14 protein-coding genes are annotated in these 16124 nt (G+C 73.3%); 5 read left to right on the top strand and 9 right to left on the bottom strand.

Annotation, left to right across the window (positions count from 1 at the left end; translation table 11 throughout):
• Positions 1-8 precede the first annotated feature (8 nt).
• Genes WCD74_RS01505 through WCD74_RS01470 form a run of 8 tightly spaced genes read right to left on the bottom strand, consistent with a single transcriptional unit; the run spans position 9 to position 8360 of the window.
• Entirely contained in the window at positions 9-1226 is a 1218-nt protein-coding gene (locus tag WCD74_RS01505; RefSeq protein ID WP_337693045.1) for a glycosyltransferase, read from the bottom strand.
• Positions 1223-1894 carry a phosphatase PAP2 family protein gene (locus WCD74_RS01500; protein WP_337693044.1) on the bottom strand — a complete coding sequence of 224 codons (672 nt, stop codon included), beginning with the start codon at positions 1892-1894 and terminating at the stop codon, positions 1223-1225. Before WCD74_RS01500 ends, WCD74_RS01505 begins: the two co-directional genes overlap by 4 nt.
• 24 nt (positions 1895-1918) lie before the next feature.
• Positions 1919-2494 carry a DegT/DnrJ/EryC1/StrS family aminotransferase gene (locus tag WCD74_RS01495; RefSeq protein WP_337693043.1) on the bottom strand — a complete coding sequence of 192 codons (576 nt, stop codon included), beginning with the start codon at positions 2492-2494 and terminating at the stop codon, positions 1919-1921.
• Positions 2488-3585: a DegT/DnrJ/EryC1/StrS family aminotransferase gene (locus WCD74_RS01490; protein ID WP_337693042.1), complete on the bottom strand. Its 1098-nt coding sequence runs from the start codon at positions 3583-3585 to the stop codon at positions 2488-2490. Before WCD74_RS01490 ends, WCD74_RS01495 begins: the two co-directional genes overlap by 7 nt.
• Complete coding sequence (locus WCD74_RS01485; RefSeq protein ID WP_337693041.1) at positions 3582-4574, bottom strand: NAD-dependent epimerase/dehydratase family protein; 993 nt, start codon at positions 4572-4574, stop codon at positions 3582-3584. The genes WCD74_RS01490 and WCD74_RS01485 overlap by 4 nt, the downstream gene beginning before the upstream one ends.
• Positions 4571-5332: a sugar phosphate nucleotidyltransferase gene (locus WCD74_RS01480; RefSeq protein ID WP_337693040.1), complete on the bottom strand. Its 762-nt coding sequence runs from the start codon at positions 5330-5332 to the stop codon at positions 4571-4573. Before WCD74_RS01480 ends, WCD74_RS01485 begins: the two co-directional genes overlap by 4 nt.
• Positions 5332-6612 carry a lipopolysaccharide biosynthesis protein gene (locus WCD74_RS01475; protein WP_337693039.1) on the bottom strand — a complete coding sequence of 427 codons (1281 nt, stop codon included), beginning with the start codon at positions 6610-6612 and terminating at the stop codon, positions 5332-5334. The genes WCD74_RS01480 and WCD74_RS01475 overlap by 1 nt, the downstream gene beginning before the upstream one ends.
• On the bottom strand, positions 6609-8360 hold the full coding sequence (locus WCD74_RS01470; protein ID WP_337693038.1) for a tyrosine-protein kinase domain-containing protein: 1752 nt from the start codon (positions 8358-8360) through the stop codon (positions 6609-6611). Before WCD74_RS01470 ends, WCD74_RS01475 begins: the two co-directional genes overlap by 4 nt.
• A gap of 519 nt (positions 8361-8879) precedes the next feature.
• On the opposite strand from WCD74_RS01470, the gene WCD74_RS01465 reads away from it, so the two are divergent.
• Genes WCD74_RS01465 through WCD74_RS01450 form a run of 4 tightly spaced genes read left to right on the top strand, consistent with a single transcriptional unit; the run spans position 8880 to position 13489 of the window.
• A complete protein-coding gene (locus tag WCD74_RS01465; RefSeq protein ID WP_337693037.1) occupies positions 8880-10661 on the top strand; it encodes a polysaccharide biosynthesis protein in 1782 nt (593 codons plus the stop codon).
• Entirely contained in the window at positions 10658-11881 is a 1224-nt protein-coding gene (locus WCD74_RS01460; protein WP_337693036.1) for a DegT/DnrJ/EryC1/StrS family aminotransferase, read from the top strand. Before WCD74_RS01465 ends, WCD74_RS01460 begins: the two co-directional genes overlap by 4 nt.
• Positions 11878-12555 (top strand): sugar transferase, encoded by a 678-nt coding sequence (locus WCD74_RS01455; RefSeq protein ID WP_337693035.1) that lies wholly within the window; start codon positions 11878-11880, stop codon positions 12553-12555. Before WCD74_RS01460 ends, WCD74_RS01455 begins: the two co-directional genes overlap by 4 nt.
• On the top strand, positions 12524-13489 hold the full coding sequence (locus tag WCD74_RS01450; protein ID WP_337693034.1) for a GNAT family N-acetyltransferase: 966 nt from the start codon (positions 12524-12526) through the stop codon (positions 13487-13489). Before WCD74_RS01455 ends, WCD74_RS01450 begins: the two co-directional genes overlap by 32 nt.
• Here WCD74_RS01450 and WCD74_RS01445 read toward each other — a convergent pair.
• Positions 13456-13767 carry an acyl carrier protein gene (locus tag WCD74_RS01445; protein WP_337693033.1) on the bottom strand — a complete coding sequence of 104 codons (312 nt, stop codon included), beginning with the start codon at positions 13765-13767 and terminating at the stop codon, positions 13456-13458. The genes WCD74_RS01450 and WCD74_RS01445 overlap by 34 nt on opposite strands.
• Positions 13768-14588: 821 nt before the next feature.
• On the opposite strand from WCD74_RS01445, the gene WCD74_RS01440 reads away from it, so the two are divergent.
• Entirely contained in the window at positions 14589-16085 is a 1497-nt protein-coding gene (locus WCD74_RS01440) for a sugar transferase (protein ID WP_337693032.1), read from the top strand.
• The last annotated feature ends 39 nt before the right edge of the window (positions 16086-16124 follow it).

Below are 16124 nucleotides of genomic sequence, written 5' to 3'. Positions count from 1 at the left end.
ACGGCGCATCATGCCGTGGCCGCCCGACGGGGCATCCCGGCGAGCTCGCGGCCGTAGAACTCCGCGATCGCGGCCCATACCGCGGTCTCGTCGAACCGCTGCTCCACCAGCGAACGCCCGGCGGCCCCCAGGGCGCCGCGTAGGTCCGCGTCGTCCGCGAGCCGGTCCATCGCGCGGGCCAGCGCCGCGGCGTCGTCGACGGGCACGACGAGGGCCGTGGTGCCCTCGTCGACCGCGTCGCGACACCCGGTCGCGGTCGTCGTGATCGCGGGCAGGCCCGCGGCCCCGGCCTCGAGCAGGACGTTGGGCAGACCCTCGCGGCGGGTCGGGAGGACGAGGACGTCGAAGGCGTGCAGCCAGGTCCGCAGGTCCGGGACGAAGCCGACGTGCCGGATGCGTGGATCGTCCTCGATCGCCCGCACCGTCGCCGGCGCCAGCGGGTCCGTCGCGTCCGCGGGGCCGATCAGCGCCAGGAGCCGGGGGCGACCGGTCGTCATCCGGCCGAACGCCTCGACGAGGGCCTCCACCCCCTTGTCCGCGGTGGAGCGGCCGATGAACCCGAACACGACCGTCTCCGGGTCGAGGTCCTGGTTCCGACGCAGCTCGGCCCGGCGCACCGGCGGCGGCGCCGCGAAGTAGCGCAGGTCGACACCGTTCGTGGAGCCGTCGCCGAGCACCACGCACCGCCGGCCGGCGTCGATCCCGAGGGCGACGGCCTCGTCGCGCAGCTCGGGCCCGGCGCACAGCACCACCGTCGCCGCCCGGCTCGTCACCCACTCCGCGGCCCACAGCAGGCGGTACCGCCAGCTGCCCCGACGTTCCCCCTCGAGCCGCAGGCCCCACAGCGAGTAGACCCGGACCGGGACCCGGGCGAGCGCCGCGGCGAGCCCGATCACGAACGCGGCCTTCGGCGTCGCGGCGTTCACGACGGCGGGTCGCAGGCGCCGGAGCAGCCGCACGGCGCGCACGAAGGAGACGACGTCACCCGGCCCGAGCAACCCCCGCGTCATCGGCAGCGGGTGGTACTTCACGCCCTCGTCCCGCGCGAACTCCGCCATGCCGGGGCCGGGGGAGCAGACCACGGCCACGCGGAGGCCGTGCGCGACCATCGCGCCCACCTGACCGCGCAGCAGGCTCGTCGCCGTCGCCGCCACCGAGACCGCGTACACGACGAGCGCGCCGTCGGCCCGGTCGGCCCGATCAGCAGCGTCCTGGTCCGTCGTCATGCCCGATCCCCCTCAGCCCGCATCGAGACCCGCGCGACGCCCGTCGACACGGCGTCGCTGACGAAGGCGCAGGCCAGCACGACGGCGACGGCGAGGCAGATCCCGCCGATCGTGTCCGTCGGGTAGTGGAAGGCCAGGGCCGACAACGTCCCCGCGTACGTCGCCGCGATCAGGAGCAGGACCGGCAGCACCGCCAGGCGCACGCCGCGGGGCCAGCTGCGTTGTGCCGCGATCAGGACCATGATCACCGTGAGGACCGCCCCGACCCCCGTCATGTGGGTGCTCGGATAGGCCAGTCCCTCGCCGATGGTGCGCCCGACGAGCGGCTTGGCGATGCTGTGGCTGATCAGGACCGCGAGCACCGGGGCGACCAGGGCGAGCACCACCCCACGCCGGGCGATCACAGCCCCCAGCGCCACGACCAGGATCAGACCGACCAGCGGCCCCGGGTCGCCCAGGTCGACCACCACCCGCAACCACGCCGGCCACCCGCTCAGCGCCGAGGCGATCTCCACGTCGAGCCGGCCGGGGTTCGACGTGCCCTCGTAGCGCAGTGCCAGCGCACCGCCGAGGACCACGGCCACCACCAGGACGACCGCGGCCACCACGCGACCGCGCCTCGACAGCAGGCGGCGCGGTGCCGGGCCGGTGGTGACGTCGCCTCGCACACTCCCGATCGTGGCCCCTGCCTCTCATCGTGTCTCCACACGTGCGCCGAGTGCGGCCAACCGGGCCAGCGCGAGCACCGCCCGGGGCTCGTCGAAGCGGTAGTTGTAGCCGAGGTCGACGACGTCGTAGGTCTCCTCGCGCCCGTGGTGGCGCTCCCAGGTCCCGGACGTCATCGCGTGCGAGCGCAGTGAGGCGACGAGGTCGGCCTGCTCGGCGGAGGCCGTGAGCACCGCGCCGCCCGAGCCGAGCCCGAGCGGGCCCGCGAACGACAGGTACGCGAGGTCCCCGGCGAGGGCCGCGGGGCGCCCGTCGAGCAGCCCGGTCACCTCCTCCACGACGGGGCGGTGGCGCTCCCGGCGCGAGGGCAGGTCCTCCCCGCGACGACGCTCCACCACCGTCACCTCGTCCGCGGACCCGACGCCGAGCACGCGGAGGATCAGGTGCAGGGCGGCGGTCGGCGTGGCGACGACCCGGGCATGGCAGGAGAACAGGCCGCCGAGGGCGCTCTCGAGGTCCCGGACGCCCGGCCCCTGCGTCAGCCAGCCGCGGCGGTAGCAGTCCACCACCGCCGCGATCTCGTCCTCGGTCGGCGTCAGCACGCGAGCTCCTGCGCCACGGCCTCGATCACCCGGTCCTGCTCGGCGGCGCCGAGGTGCGGGTACAGCGGGACGGTCACCTCGCGGTCGGACCACGCCTGCGACCGCGGCAGGTGCTGCTCGCCGTACCGCTCCCGGAAGGCGGTGAACTCGTGGATCGACGGGTAGAGCAGGGAGGTCTGCACCCCGTGCCGCTCCCGCAGGGCGCGTCGCAGCGGTCCCCGCCGCGACGGGTCGTCGACGACCACGGGCATGACGTAGCAGCTGCTGTGCTCCACGTCGGAGTCGCGGAACGGCACGCCCAGCCCGTCGATCCCGGCGAACGCCCGCCGGTACCGGTGGACCAGGGCCCGCCGCGCGGCCACGTCCGCCGCGAGGCCCGCGAGGCGGGACGTGAGGAGCGCGGCACGAGGACCGTCGAACCGGTAGTCGAAGGTGCCGCCGTCCATGGGCGCCGCCCGGAGCGCCCGGGCCCGCCGCGCGATCTCGTCGTCGTCGGTGCACAGCAGGCCGCCCTCGCCGCAGGAGAGGACCTTGTTGGAGAAGAACGAGAACGCCCCCGCCGACCCGAACGTCCCGAGGGGGCGGCCGCTCAGGTCGGCGAGGGGAGCATGGGCGGTGTCCTCGACCAGCGCGATGCCGTGCTGGTCGCACAGCACGCGCAGCCGGTCGACCGCCGCCGGGTAGCCCGCGAAGTGCACGGCACAGACGGCCCGGGTCCGCGGTCCGATCAGCGTCTCGACGTGCTCGGGGTCGATCTGCGGGACGTGCAGTCCGACGATGTCGGCGAACACCGGGGTCGCGCCGCAGTACAGCGCGGCGTTCGCGGTCGCGGCGAACGTGATCGACGGGACGATCACCTCGTCGCCCGGGCCGACGCCGGCGGCGAGGTAGGCGAGGTGCAGGGCCGCGGTGCACGACGACACGGCGACGGCGTGCCGCGCCCCGAGGTGGGCGGCGAACCGCTCCTCGAAGGCCCCGACCCGCGGGCCCGCCCCGAGCTCGCCGTCCCGCAGCGCTCCCGCGACCGCGGCCAGGTCGGCATCGGTCAGCCGCAGGTCGAACAGCGGGACGGCGAGCTCGGTGGTGGTCATCGGTCGGTGTTGCGGTGGCGGCGTGCGTACGGGTCGGCGAACCGGCCCTCGTCGAGCGCGGCCACCACCTCGGTGACGCCGTCCGGCACCGTCATCGTCGTGACGTACCCGAGCTCACGGTGGATGCGTTCGAACGACACCTTGTAGTCCCGGGGGTCCTCGGTCCGCGAGACGTACTCGACCTCGCCGCCCGTCACGGTCTTGCGGATCGCCTCGACGATGTCGAGCTTGCGGTAGTTCTCGTCGGAGTGGCCGACGTTGAACACCCGCCCGCCGACCGTCTCCACCGGCTGGTCCAGGACGAGGCGCACCCCGCGCGCGGCGTCGCGGACGTGCACGTAGGGCCGCCAGAACTGTTCGCCGAACACGTCGAGCCGACGCCCGCTCCACAGGTCGCGGGTGAACTCGTTGACGGTCAGGTCGAAGCGCATCCGGGGCGCCACGCCGTACACCGTCGCGAAGCGGACGCACGTCGGGGCGAGTGAGCCGAGGTCGGCGTGCAGCAGGTGCTCCTCCACGGCCACCTTCTGCTCCGCGTAGCGCGAGACCGGGGCGAGCTCGCCGTCCTCGGTGATCGGAACGCTCGGGTCGGCCATGCGCCCGTAGTTCGAGCACGTCGAGGCGAAGACGAACCGGCGCACCCCGGCGGCCTCCGCCTCGCGGACGAGGGCGAGCGAGCCCTCGACGTTGACCTCCCGCGACCCCTCGGGGTCCACGGCGCAGGCGGGGTCGCCGACGATGGCCGCCAGGTGGACGACCTCGTCGACCCCGGCCAGCGCCGTCGCGCGTGCCTCCGGGTCGCGGACGTCCCCGACCAGCACGTCCACGCCGCGCTCCCGCAGCGCCGCCGCCAGGTCGTCCTGGCCGTGCAGCAGGGCGTCGAGGACCCGCACCCTCCGGCCGGACTCCTGCAGTTCCTCGCAGAGCGGGATGCCGATGTAGCCGGCCCCGCCGGTCACGAGCGTCGTCACGCCGTCCCCCTCGCTCATGAGACGACCAGGTCGTCCGGGAGCAGCCGGTGGCGCATCTGCTCGAACTCGGCGTGCGCCTGCTCGTAGTCGTCGTGGCGGCCGATGTCGAGCCAGTAGGCGCCCGGGCGCCAGGCCCGGACGGTCTCCCCGCTCTTGATCAGACGCAGGACCAGGTCCGGGAAGTCGAGGTAGGCGCCGGGGGAGAGGTGGGAGAGGACCTGCGGGGAGAAGCAGTAGACGCCCATCGAGGCCTCGTACTCGAGCGTGGGCTTCTCCACGTAGTCGGTCACGCGCGAGTCGTCGGCGTGGTCGTCGAAATGCATGACACCCAGCGAGATCTGCACCGTGCGGCGCGCGACCGCGATCGTCGCGGCGGCGCCGGAGCGGACGTGCTCGGTGAGCAGCTCGGCGTAGTCCAGGTCGGTGAGGACGTCGCCGTTCATGACGAGGAACGGGCCGTCCCCGAGGCCGGGGACGGTCGCCAGGGCTCCGACGGTGCCGAGGGGTTCGGTCTCGCGGTGGTAGCCCAGCCGCAGCCCGACCTCGGAGCCGTCGCCGAAGAACGTCTCGACCAGCTGGGCCAGGTGCCCGGTCGCGATGGTCACGTCGCGGAACCCGTGGCGGTGGAGCTGGCGCAGGATGATGTCGAGGATCGGGCGGTCGCCCACCGGCATCAGGGGCTTCGGGAGGACCGCGGTGTAGGGCCGCAGGCGGGTACCGCGACCACCGGCGAGGACGACGACACGCGCCGGGCAGGGCAGTGGGGGAGGCGGCATCACGCGATCTCCTCGGTCGGACGGGCACGGAGCAGGAGGAGCCGGAGGACGAGCGCCATCACGGCGAAGCCGACGCTCGCCGCGGCCGCGGCGCCGAGGAGGCCGAAGGGCGCGACGAGGACCGCGAGTCCGCCGGCGACCACGATCGCGCCGACCGCGGCGGAGACCGTCCGGGCGCCGGGCCGGCCACGGGCCGCCAGGTCGTTGGTCGCGAGCCGCCACGCACCGAGCGCCACCATCCCGGGCAGCAGGACGACGGTCGGCCAGAACACCCCGGAGAACTCGGGGCCGAGGAACACCGGCGCGAGACGGGCGACGACGGCGAGCCCACATCCCAGGAGCGCGCAGAGCACGGCGCCCAGCAAGAGCTCGCGACGCAGGACCGTGAAGTCCGACGGTGCCGCCGTCGCGGCGGCGAGCACCCGTCCCAACTGGCTCTGGCTCACGATCAGCGAGATCTCCGCCAGCGACGTGGCGATGGAGAACTGCCCGGCCGCACTCGCCCCGACGACCGCCGACAGCACGATCAGCGGCGCTCGCAGGGCGAACAGGTGCAGGACGACCCCGCCGTGGCCGGCCACCGAGTACGAGATCAGCTCCCGGTCGCCGGGCAGCGTCGCGCTGTCGCCTCCGGCCGCGAGCGTGGTGCCGCGCCGGTGCAGGAACAGCGTCAGGGCGGTCGCGCCGAGGCCGGCGAGGCCGCCCCCGAGCAGGAACCCGGTGACGTCCGCCGCGACGAGCAGGCCCGCACCACCGCCCAGCTGCTGGGCGACCAGCACCCACACCGGACGCCAGGTCGCGGCGTGGTGGCGGCCGTCGAGACGGTCGAAGGCGGTGGCCGGGACCACGACGATCGGCGCCGCGTACCCGATCGCGAACACGGCGATCACCGCGACCGGCAGGGACGGTCGAACGGCGAGGACCGCGGCCACGGCGAGCACGGCCACGGCCGCCGCGAAGGTCGCGAGGACCAGCAGCGCGACCCGCCGACGGAACCGGCGGCTCGACCCGACGTCGGGGGAGCGACCGAAGTGCAGGATCCCGGACTCCAGGCTGAGCCCGACCGCGACCACCGTGTACGAGGCGATGACGGTCGCCACCGCGATCTGACCGCGACCCTCCGCCCCGAGGACCAGGGCGGTGAGCGCGACGACGAGGGCTGAGAGACCCAGTGCGGTGCCGTTCGCCGCCAACCCGGACGTCAGGAGCGCGCGGCTGCTCGGGGTCGGCCCCCGGTCCGGCGGCGTCTCCTCGGCGGCCACGGGCGACCGCGACGTCACGGCCACGAGGACGCCCGCGCCGTGACGGGCGGGCGCGACTCGGCGTCCGATGCCGACCCGGCTTCGTCGATGGATCCGTCCGCCTCCTCGGACCGCTCCTCCGACGTCGCCTCCTCGACCTGCGGCTCGCTCGTCGCCTCCGCCTCGTCCGTCGACCCGGTCGGCTCCACCTCGGCAGCCGACTCCACCTCGGCCACCGACTCCGAGGCCGACTCCGATTCCGATTCCGATGGCGACTCGGTCTCGGCGTCCGGCGCGGGCCGGGGACTCGGCATCGGCCGCGGGCGCGGGCGGTAGCGCTCGACGAACAACTCCGACGTCGTCGTGGCGAGCTCGGGCACCTCACGCGGCAGCGGCCGATCAGCCTGGACCGTCGGCGGGTCGTCGACCACCTCCGACGTCGGAGCGGCCGCCGCCTTCTCGGTGGACGGCTTGTAGTACCGGTACTTCTCGACGTCGGCCCGGACCATCGTCAGCACGCTGCCCACGCACGTGGCGGACGCGTCCCGCAGCCGCTGGACGGCCTCCGTCACGAGCCGGCCCGACGTCTTCTGCGAGCGCACCACGAGCACCACGCCGTCGCAGCGCTGCGCCATGATCGCCGCGTCGGCGACCGGGAGCAGCGGGGGCGTGTCGAGCACGACGACGTCGTACTGCGTCGCGAGCCGCTCGAGGAACGTGCCGAAGGCGGGCGAGGTGAGCAGGTCGGCCGGGTTGGGCGGCTCCGGGCCCCGGCCCAGCACGGACACCTGGCCGTCCGCCCCCGGCTGCACGGCGTGCTCGAGGGAGAGCTGGCCGAGGAGCACGTTCGTCAGCCCGACCTCGCCGGGCAGCCCGAACAGCTCGGTGAGGTGCGGGCGGCGCAGGTCGGCGTCGACGACGAGCACCCGGCGCCCCTGCTGGGCGAGGACCAGCGCCAGCCCGGCCGCCGTGGTCGACTTCCCCTCGCCCTCCACCGCGCTGGTCACCATCACGGTGTGGAGCTTCCGGGTGAGCGCCACGAAGCCCAGGCTCGTCCGGATCTGCCGGAACGCCTCGGCCACCACGGACAGGCGATCGGGGTTCCCGACGAGGTTCCCACCGCCGGGATCGCGCGGGACGACCCCCAGCACGGGCCCGTCGGTCAGCCCGGCGAGCGCCGACGAGTCGCGCACGGTGGTGTCGAGCGCGGACCAGAGGACGGCCACGCCGAGGCCCGCGACGAGGCCGAGGACGAGGCCGAGGAGGACGTAGGTCTCCGGGTCCGTACTGGACGGCCCCTGCGGGACGATCGCCGGTTCGACGAGCGTCGCCGTGACGGTGCCCGGCCGGTCGGGCGTCGGGCGTTCCAGGGCGCCGACCAGGTCCACGACGGCGGCCCCGCTCGCGTCGGCCAGGGCGGCCGCCCGCTCCGGGGACGGGTCGGTGGCGACGACCTCGATCAGCGAGGAGTCCGACTGCGTCGACACGGACACCTGGCCGGCGATCTGGTTCGGGTCACCGCCCGCCGCGGCGGCGACCCGCGACGGGAACGACCCCGAGGAGACGATCTCGGAGTACGCCCGGGCCTTCTGCTCGGCGAGCAGGGAGCCCTCGTAGGCCGAGCCGTCGTCGGTGGGCTGCCCGGAGACGTAGACGAACGTGCGCGCCGAGTACTGGGGCGGGGAGGACATCCCGGCGGCGAGGCCCAGGACCGTGCCGATCAGGGCCAGGGCGAGCACTGCGACCCACCGGCGGCGCGCGGCGAGTGCAATGTCCTTCAATGACACGGTCCCCCCTCGGTGATCACCCGTCGCCATTCGTCCGGAGACCGACGGAAAGAATCGTCGGCGGCCATTCGATCTTGTTCTCCCCGCGGCGCGAAGATCGATTCCGAGGTGTCGGCGTTGACCCGGACCATGGAAGTCGACCATGACGCTCCGTGTCAATGGTTCGGCCACGTCCGAGATCTCGTGGAACTGTCCAGACCATGATTTTCTGCCGTTCGGCCCCACGCTGCAGTCGATCGGTCACGAATCGGAGTCGTAGACCCGAAAGGTGGACGACACGATCGAGTGAGAGTAGAACTTCGATCGCGCCGTCGGGGGACGCATGGGAGCCGGGGGATCGCGCCGAGGATTCCCGGCGCGGCAGGTTGATCGAATGTCCATGGTCCGGGGGTCAAGATGGCGGTTCTCGGTCGACATCGTGGTCGACTCGTGTGGCCGAGCGCGGACCTGCTCGCGTGGGTCGTCGGGATGCAATTGTCAGTGGCTGCCAGATATGACTGGCGCCCCGCGATCGGCTCCGTGATCGGGGCATTCGTCATGGCGTTGCTCGCCGGCGCCGTGCAGTACCTCATCGGCTCGGCCTCGCACCTCTACCTCCGCCGTCACCCGCAGGGCTCGGCCCAGGAGGCCGTGCAGCTCGGCGCCGTCGTCCTCTCGACGGGCACTCTCGTCAGCGTCGTCGGCCTCCTGCCCGACATCCCCGTGGTGCCGCGCTCCGTGCCGGCGATGGCCGCGGTGGTCACGCTCGTCGTCGCAGGTGGGTTGCGTCTCGCGGTCCGGGCGCGCCGGGATGCGATCTCCCGCCCCGACCCCGACTCGGCCCTGCGCGTCCTCGTCTACGGGGCCGGGCGCACGGGGGCGCAGCTCGTCCGCTCGATGATGGGCGACACCGAGGGCGGCCTGCGGGCCATCGCCCTGCTCGACGACGACCCCGGCCTGCGGCGCCAGCGGATCTGCGGCGTGCCCGTCCTCGGATCGGGCGCGGACCTCGCTCCCGTGGCCCGCTGCACGGGTGCGGAACTGCTCGTCATCGCCATCAGGAATCCTGAGCGAGAATTGGTGCGACGCACGCGTGCGGCCGCCGCGGAGATCGGGATCCAGGTGAAGATCCTGTCTCCGCTCGGGGAGCGGCTCACGCCGAGTGTCGGCGTCGCCGACCTGCGGGAGATCGACATCAACGAACTGTTGGGGCGGCATCCCGTCGAGACCGACGTCTCCGTCGTCTCGCCCTGCATCACCGGCCGCCGCGTTCTGGTGACTGGCGCCGGCGGGTCCATCGGGTCCGAGCTGTGCCGGCAGATCGCGCGATTCGATCCGGCCGAGCTCCTCATGCTCGACCGCGACGAATCGGCCCTGCACGCCCTGCAGCTCTCGATCTACGGGCGCGCGTTGCTCGATTCCCCGGACGTCATCCTGGCCGACATCCGCGACGCCGAGGCCCTGGACGACATCTTCGCGCAACGACGCCCGGAGATCGTCTTCCACGCCGCCGCGCTCAAACACCTGCCGATGCTCGAGCAGTACCCCGACGAGGCGTGGAAGAGCAACGTTCTCGGGACCGTCAACGTGCTGCGGACGTCGGTCGGCTGCGGCGTGCACCGGTTCGTCAACATCTCCACCGACAAGGCCGCCGACCCGACGAGCGTCCTCGGGAAGTCGAAGCGCATCGGGGAGCGCCTGGTCGCGGCGACCGCGCGCGAGTGCGGTCTGCCGTACCTGTCGGTGCGCTTCGGCAACGTCCTGGGCAGCCGGGGGTCGGTGGTCACGACCTTCGTGGAACAGCTCGCGGCCGGCGCCCCGGTCACGATCACGCACCCGGAGGTCCGGCGGTACTTCATGACCGTCCAGGAGGCCGTGCAGCTCGTGCTCCAGGCCGGGGCGCTCGGCCGGCCCGGGCAGGTGCACGTCCTGGACATGGGCCGGCAGGTGCGGATCGTGGAGCTCGCGCGGCAGTTGATGCAGACGCTCGGGACGGACGTCCCGGTCGTCTACACCGGCCTGCGCAAGGGCGAGAAGCTCCGGGAGGACCTCTTCGGTGAGGCGGAGGGGGAGGACCGTCGCGAACGGTGCCACCCCGCGATCACCGCGGTCCCGGTCCCCGAGCTGGCCGCCGAGGTGGCGGAGGTCGCGGCCGTGGGCGCCGGACCCGCCGCGGCGCTGGCCGCGCTCGGCGGCGGCCGGGAGGACCGGGCAGATCGGGCGGACACGGCCGATCCGACCGCTCCGAGCCCGCGCGTGGGCGCGGCCGCCCTCTTCGCACCGATCCGGCCCGTCCCCCGGACGATCATGGCGAAGCCGTGAGCGGCCCGACACTGCACCGGCAGCTCGCCGCGGCCGGCGGCACGCCGATCCGTCGCACCCCGGTGCCGGCCTGGCCCGTGTTCGGCCCGGACGAGATCGCCGCGACGACCGAGGTCCTCGCCTCCGGGCGGGCGAACTACTGGACCGGCGATCAGGGCCGGCGCTTCGAGGCCGAGTTCGCCCGGTGGGTCGAGGTCGAGCACGCGGTCGCCGTGAGCAACGGGACGGTGGCCCTCGAGCTCGCGCTGCGCGCGCTCGGGGTGCAGCCCGGTGACGAGGTGATCGTCCCGACGGCCACGTTCATCGCCACCGCGAGCGCCGTCGTCGCCGTCGGGGCGGTGCCGGTGGTGGTCGACGTCGAGCCGGTGTCCCAGTGCCTCACGGCCGAACTCGTGAGCCGGGCCGTCACGAGCCGGACGAGCGCCGTCGTCGTCGTGCACATGGCCGGCTGGCCGGTCGACGTGGCCGCCATCCGCGCCGTGGCGGACCGACACGGCGTGCGCGTCCTCGAGGACTGCGCCCAGGCCCACGGCGCCCGGATCGACGGGCGGCCGGTCGGGAGCCTCGGCCACGCCGCGGCGTGGTCGTTCTGCCAGGACAAGATCCTGACGACGGCGGGGGAGGGCGGGGCGGTCACCACGAACGCCCCCGATGTCTGGCGGGCATGCTGGGAACGCAAGGACCACGGTAAGAGCTGGGTGTCGGTCACCGAGCCGGACCCGCGACCGGGCTTCCGCTGGCTGCACGACAGCTTCGGGACGAACGCGCGCCTGACCGAGGTCCAGGCCGCCGTCGGCCGTCGTCAACTCACGAAGGTCGACGACTGGGTGGCCCGCCGTCGCCGGCACGCCACGGCGCTGATCGCGGGGCTGGGCGACATCCCGGCCCTGCGTCTGCCCGCCCCGCCGCTGCACGTCGAGCACGCCTGGTACCGCTTCTGGGTCCACGTGCGCCCGGAGCTCCTGCGGCCGGGATGGGACCGCGACCGCATCGTCGCCTCCGTGCTCGCCGAGGGGCTGCCGTGCGCCCACGGCGGCTGCACCGAGATCCACCGCGAGCGGGCCTTCCCCGCCGCGTGGCAGCCGCGGAGCCCGACCCCGGTCGGCGCCGAGCTCGGCCGGACCTCCTTCGTCCTGCCCGTCCACCCGACCCTGGCCGACGACGACGTCGAGGACCTCGTCGAGGCCGTCCGGAAGATCCTGGAGGTGGCCGGCACATGACGACCGCCCCGAGCCGGACGTCCCGGATCCGACGCACCGTCGACGTCGTCGTCGTCCTCGTCCTGGCGCTCGTGGCCGCGCCGATCGGCCTCGTCGTCGCGGGCCTCGTCCTCCTGGACTCCGGCCGCCCCGTGCTGTTCCGGCAGCGGCGCTCCGGCCTCGCCGGGCGGGAGTTCGACATCGTGAAGTTCCGGACGATGCGGCCACCTCGCCTCCCTGACGAGCCGGACGCCGAGCGCCAGTCGCGCCTGGGCCGCTTCCTGCGCTGGTCGAGCCTCGACGAAATCCCGCAGCTCTGGAACATCCTCGTGGGGGAGATGACCTTCATCGGCCCGCGGCCGACGCTGCCCGAGCAGGTCGCCCGGTACTCGGCGCACGAGCGCGGCCGGCTCGCGGTGCTCCCCGGCATCACCGGCTGGGCCCAGGTGAACGGGCGGAACTCGCTGAGCTGGCCGGAGCGCATCGAGCTGGACCTCTGGTACATCGAGCACCGGTCGGTGGCGCTCGACCTGCGCATCCTCGTGCGCACGGCGGGGCGGGTCGTCCGCCCGAGCGGAGTGGTCGGTGCCGGTGGGGTGAACCCGGGCTTCCCCGGGCCGAGGCAGCCCCTGGACGACGCGATCCAGCGAGAGGACGGCCGCGATGGGCGGGATCCGACCCTACGAGCCGGGTGACGCCGCGCAGGTCGTCGCCCTGCACGAGCGCAGCATGCTGCACGGGGCCGCGCCGTCCCCGGAGTTCTCGGCCTACCTCGAGGCGTTCTACGGCAAGACCCTCTTCACGCACCCCTGGGTCGACGACGAGCTGCCGTCGCTGGTCTACGAGGCCGACGGCGACGTGCTCGGCTTCGTCGCCGTGGTGCCCCGGCCGGCGGTGTTCGAGGGCCGGCCGGTCCGCGTCGCGACCTCGGTGCGGTTCATGGTCGACCACGCCGACTCCCGCGCCGGGATGGCCGCGGCGGCCCTGCACATGCGGTTCGTGCGGGGACCCCAGGACGTGTCCGTGGTGGAGAACTCGAACGCGCTGTCGCGGCGGGTCTGGGAGGGGACGCCCGGCACGGTCGTCCTGCCCACGACGAGCGTCTCGTGGACCCTCGACGCGCCCACCGTCTCCACGACCGACGGGTGGGGGACCCGCCCCGCCGACGACGAGGAGATGCTCGCGCGGGTCGAGGAGTCCGCGCGCCCCTACGACTGGCAGCCGCGGTACGACGCCGGGTCGATGTCCTGGCTGATGGGCTTCCTGGAGTCGGCGCACTACCGGGGGGAGCTGCTCCGGAGGGTCGTGGTCGACCCCCGCGGGCGGGTTCGCGGCTGGTACGCGGTCTACGCCAACCCGGCCGGGTACAACGGCGTGCTCGCGCTGCGCGCGGCGGCAGGGGCGGCCGGCCCGGTGCTGGCGCACCTCGTCACCGACCTCCGGGAGGCGGGCGGCAGCCCGAGGACCGTGGGCCGGCTGCAGCCGGAGCTCATGAGCGCGCTCGAGGCCCTCGGCGCCACGGTGTCGCTCGGGCCGTGGGCCCTCGCGCACAGCCGTGACCCGCGCCTGACGACAGCGCTGACCGGCAACGGTGCCTATGTCACGAGGCTCGAGGGCGAGTTCTGCTGACGGGCGTAGGAGGCCATCGCCGCTATCGTCCGGAAATCCTCCGGATCGAACTCGTCGAGATCCAGGACGACGCCGAACTCGGCTTCCAGGGCGACCATCAGCGTCACCAGTGCCAGAGAATCGACGAGGCCGTTCTCGACGAGGTCGGTGTCCGGGCTCTCGACGTCGATGCCGAGTTCCCGCTCGACCATCTCCCGGACGCGCGCGACGAGCCCGTCGGCCTCAGATGTGCTCATGACTGGCCCTCCGTACGTCGTCCGACCTGGGGATTCGGTCATCCGGAGCCCGCCGTGGCCGGGGGATCACCGGAGCGCGGACCGCTTCGAGCGCCTGCTGGTCGCACGTCCCGCGGCACGCCATCGCGACCCACGGCGCCGCCACCCAGGCGAGCCCGACCAGCACGGTCGCTCCCACGACGAATTTCACCCACGCCCCCGGCCGACTCGTTCTGGACAGGATAGGAGAAATTGCCGCCCGTCGGCTCACGATTCCGTGACGATCGGCTCCTGTCCGAATGCCGAGAAACGCTCCGGACGCGTCGGGTCGCGGAGCGTGAGTCCTCGTCGGAGTTCGTGACTCCGGGTCGTAGGAGGAAATCTGCATCACCTTGTCGACGAAGGGGTGCGGCGCCGCGCGGCGGGCCAGGTCAGCGGAGGGCTCGCGCGAACCGAGGTGGCGCGCAAGACGGAACGAGCTGTCGGTGTCGACGGCGTGTCGGCTTGACGATGCGTAGCCGGATCGACTCCACGATCGGGCGACGACGTCATGAGCTCGTCACGTGGCTGAAAGCGGCTCGAAAGACCTCCCGGTCATGGTTCGCGTTCGTCGGGGGACGCAACGCTGTGTGCCGTCCGTTCGAGTTGTGACTCACTCGAATGGCTGTGTGAGCACCGTCTCACGTCATAGCGCATCGGCGTGTTGGTCCGACACGCCGTACGCAATGTCGAGCGCGAGTAACGGCCCCACCGGTACGTGGCGATAGCGGGATCAAGCGCACATCAACCGCGTCGGCGGGTCCGAGGTGCGGCCGGGGGTACGGGGAAGTGCCCTCACCGCGCACCGGGGAACCACCGTCCGTGACTATGGGGGGTCACTCGAAGTGAGCACGGACATCGGGACCGCAGGGAACCGCCAGCAGGCGGTCATCCCGGCGCTACGGTCGGCGCAGGGCGCTCCGGTTGGGGGACCGGCGCCCACCCACACCTGGCGTGCAGTTCTGCTGCGCGCGGTCGTCGCCTCCGACCTGGGCCTCGTCCTCGGGGTCGCCGCTCTCGCGACCGCCCTCGGCGTCGCCACCCGCTCCTGGGACCTCCAGGCCGCCGCGGTGTCCAGCTGCATCGGTGCAGGCGTCGTGCTGACACTCATGGCCGCCATGCGCTGCTGGGACTCGCAGGTGATCGGCCAGGGCGCCGAGGAGTTCAACCGCATCGTCCGCGCCTTCGTCGGCGCCTCCCTGGTCCTGGCCTTCATCGGCTACATGGCCAAGGCGAACGACCTGCGCCCCTGGGTGATCGGCGTCCTGCCGGCCACCGGGCTCGCGCTTCTCGGTGGCCGTTACCTCATCCGCCGCGTGCTGCACACCGCGCGCCGCGAGGACCTCTGCATGTCCTCCGTCCTCGTGATCGGCACCGAGCAGGGCATCACCGACCTCGTCGCCCGGACCCTGCGGGTCCCGCACCACGGCTGGACGGTCGTCGCCGCCTGCACCTCGACCGGTGAGGCCCCCGACGGTGCCGCCACCGTGGCCGGGGTCCCCGTGGTCGGGGACCTCGACGGCGTCGCCCGCCAGGTCGCCGAGCTCGGCATCGACGTGGTCGCCGTGGCCCCGACGCCCGGCTGGACCCCGAAGCGGCTCCAGGCTCTGGCCTGGGAGCTCGAGGGCACCGGCGTCGACCTGGTGGTCGACCCGGGCCTCATGGAGATCGGCGGCCCGCGGCTGCACGTCGCCCCGGTCGACGGACTCCCGATGCTGCGCCTCACCGAGCCCCGCTTCGACGGCGTGACCCGCGCGGTCAAGGCGGGCATCGACCGCCTCGGCGCTGCGGCCCTCCTCCTCGTCCTCGCTCCGGTCTTCCTGACGATCGCGGTGCTCATCAAGCGTGACGGTGGCCCGGTCTTCTACCGCCAGGAGCGCGTCGGCCTCAACGGCCGGCACTTCCGGATGGTCAAGTTCCGCTCGATGGTCGTGGACGCCGACCGGATGGTGGCGCAGCTCGCGGCCGACAACGAGGCCGCCGGCCCGCTGTTCAAGATGAAGCGCGACCCGCGCATCACCGCGGTCGGCTCGACGCTGCGCCGGCTCTCGCTCGACGAGCTCCCGCAGCTGTTCAACGTGCTCGGCGGCTCGATGTCCCTGGTCGGGCCCCGCCCGCCGCTCGCCCGCGAGGTGGCGCACTACGAGACCGACGCTCGCCGCAAGCTCCTGGTCCGCCCGGGGATGACCGGCCTCTGGCAGGTCAGCGGCCGCTCGGACCTCACCTGGGACGAGTCGGTCCGGCTCGACCTGCGCTACGTCGAGAACTGGTCGCCGGCCCTCGACATGAACATTCTCTGGAAGACCGTCGGCGCCGTGACGCGCGGTCGCGGCGCGTACTAAGCCGCACTTCCATATTCGTGCACAGATTCTTGCTGGGGG

It is taken from the genome of Actinomycetospora aurantiaca (assembly GCF_037401875.1).
Classification (GTDB): domain Bacteria; phylum Actinomycetota; class Actinomycetes; order Mycobacteriales; family Pseudonocardiaceae; genus Actinomycetospora; species Actinomycetospora aurantiaca.
The sequence above is the reverse complement of the archived record's forward strand: the minus strand, read 5'-3'. Positions and strand labels throughout refer to the sequence as shown.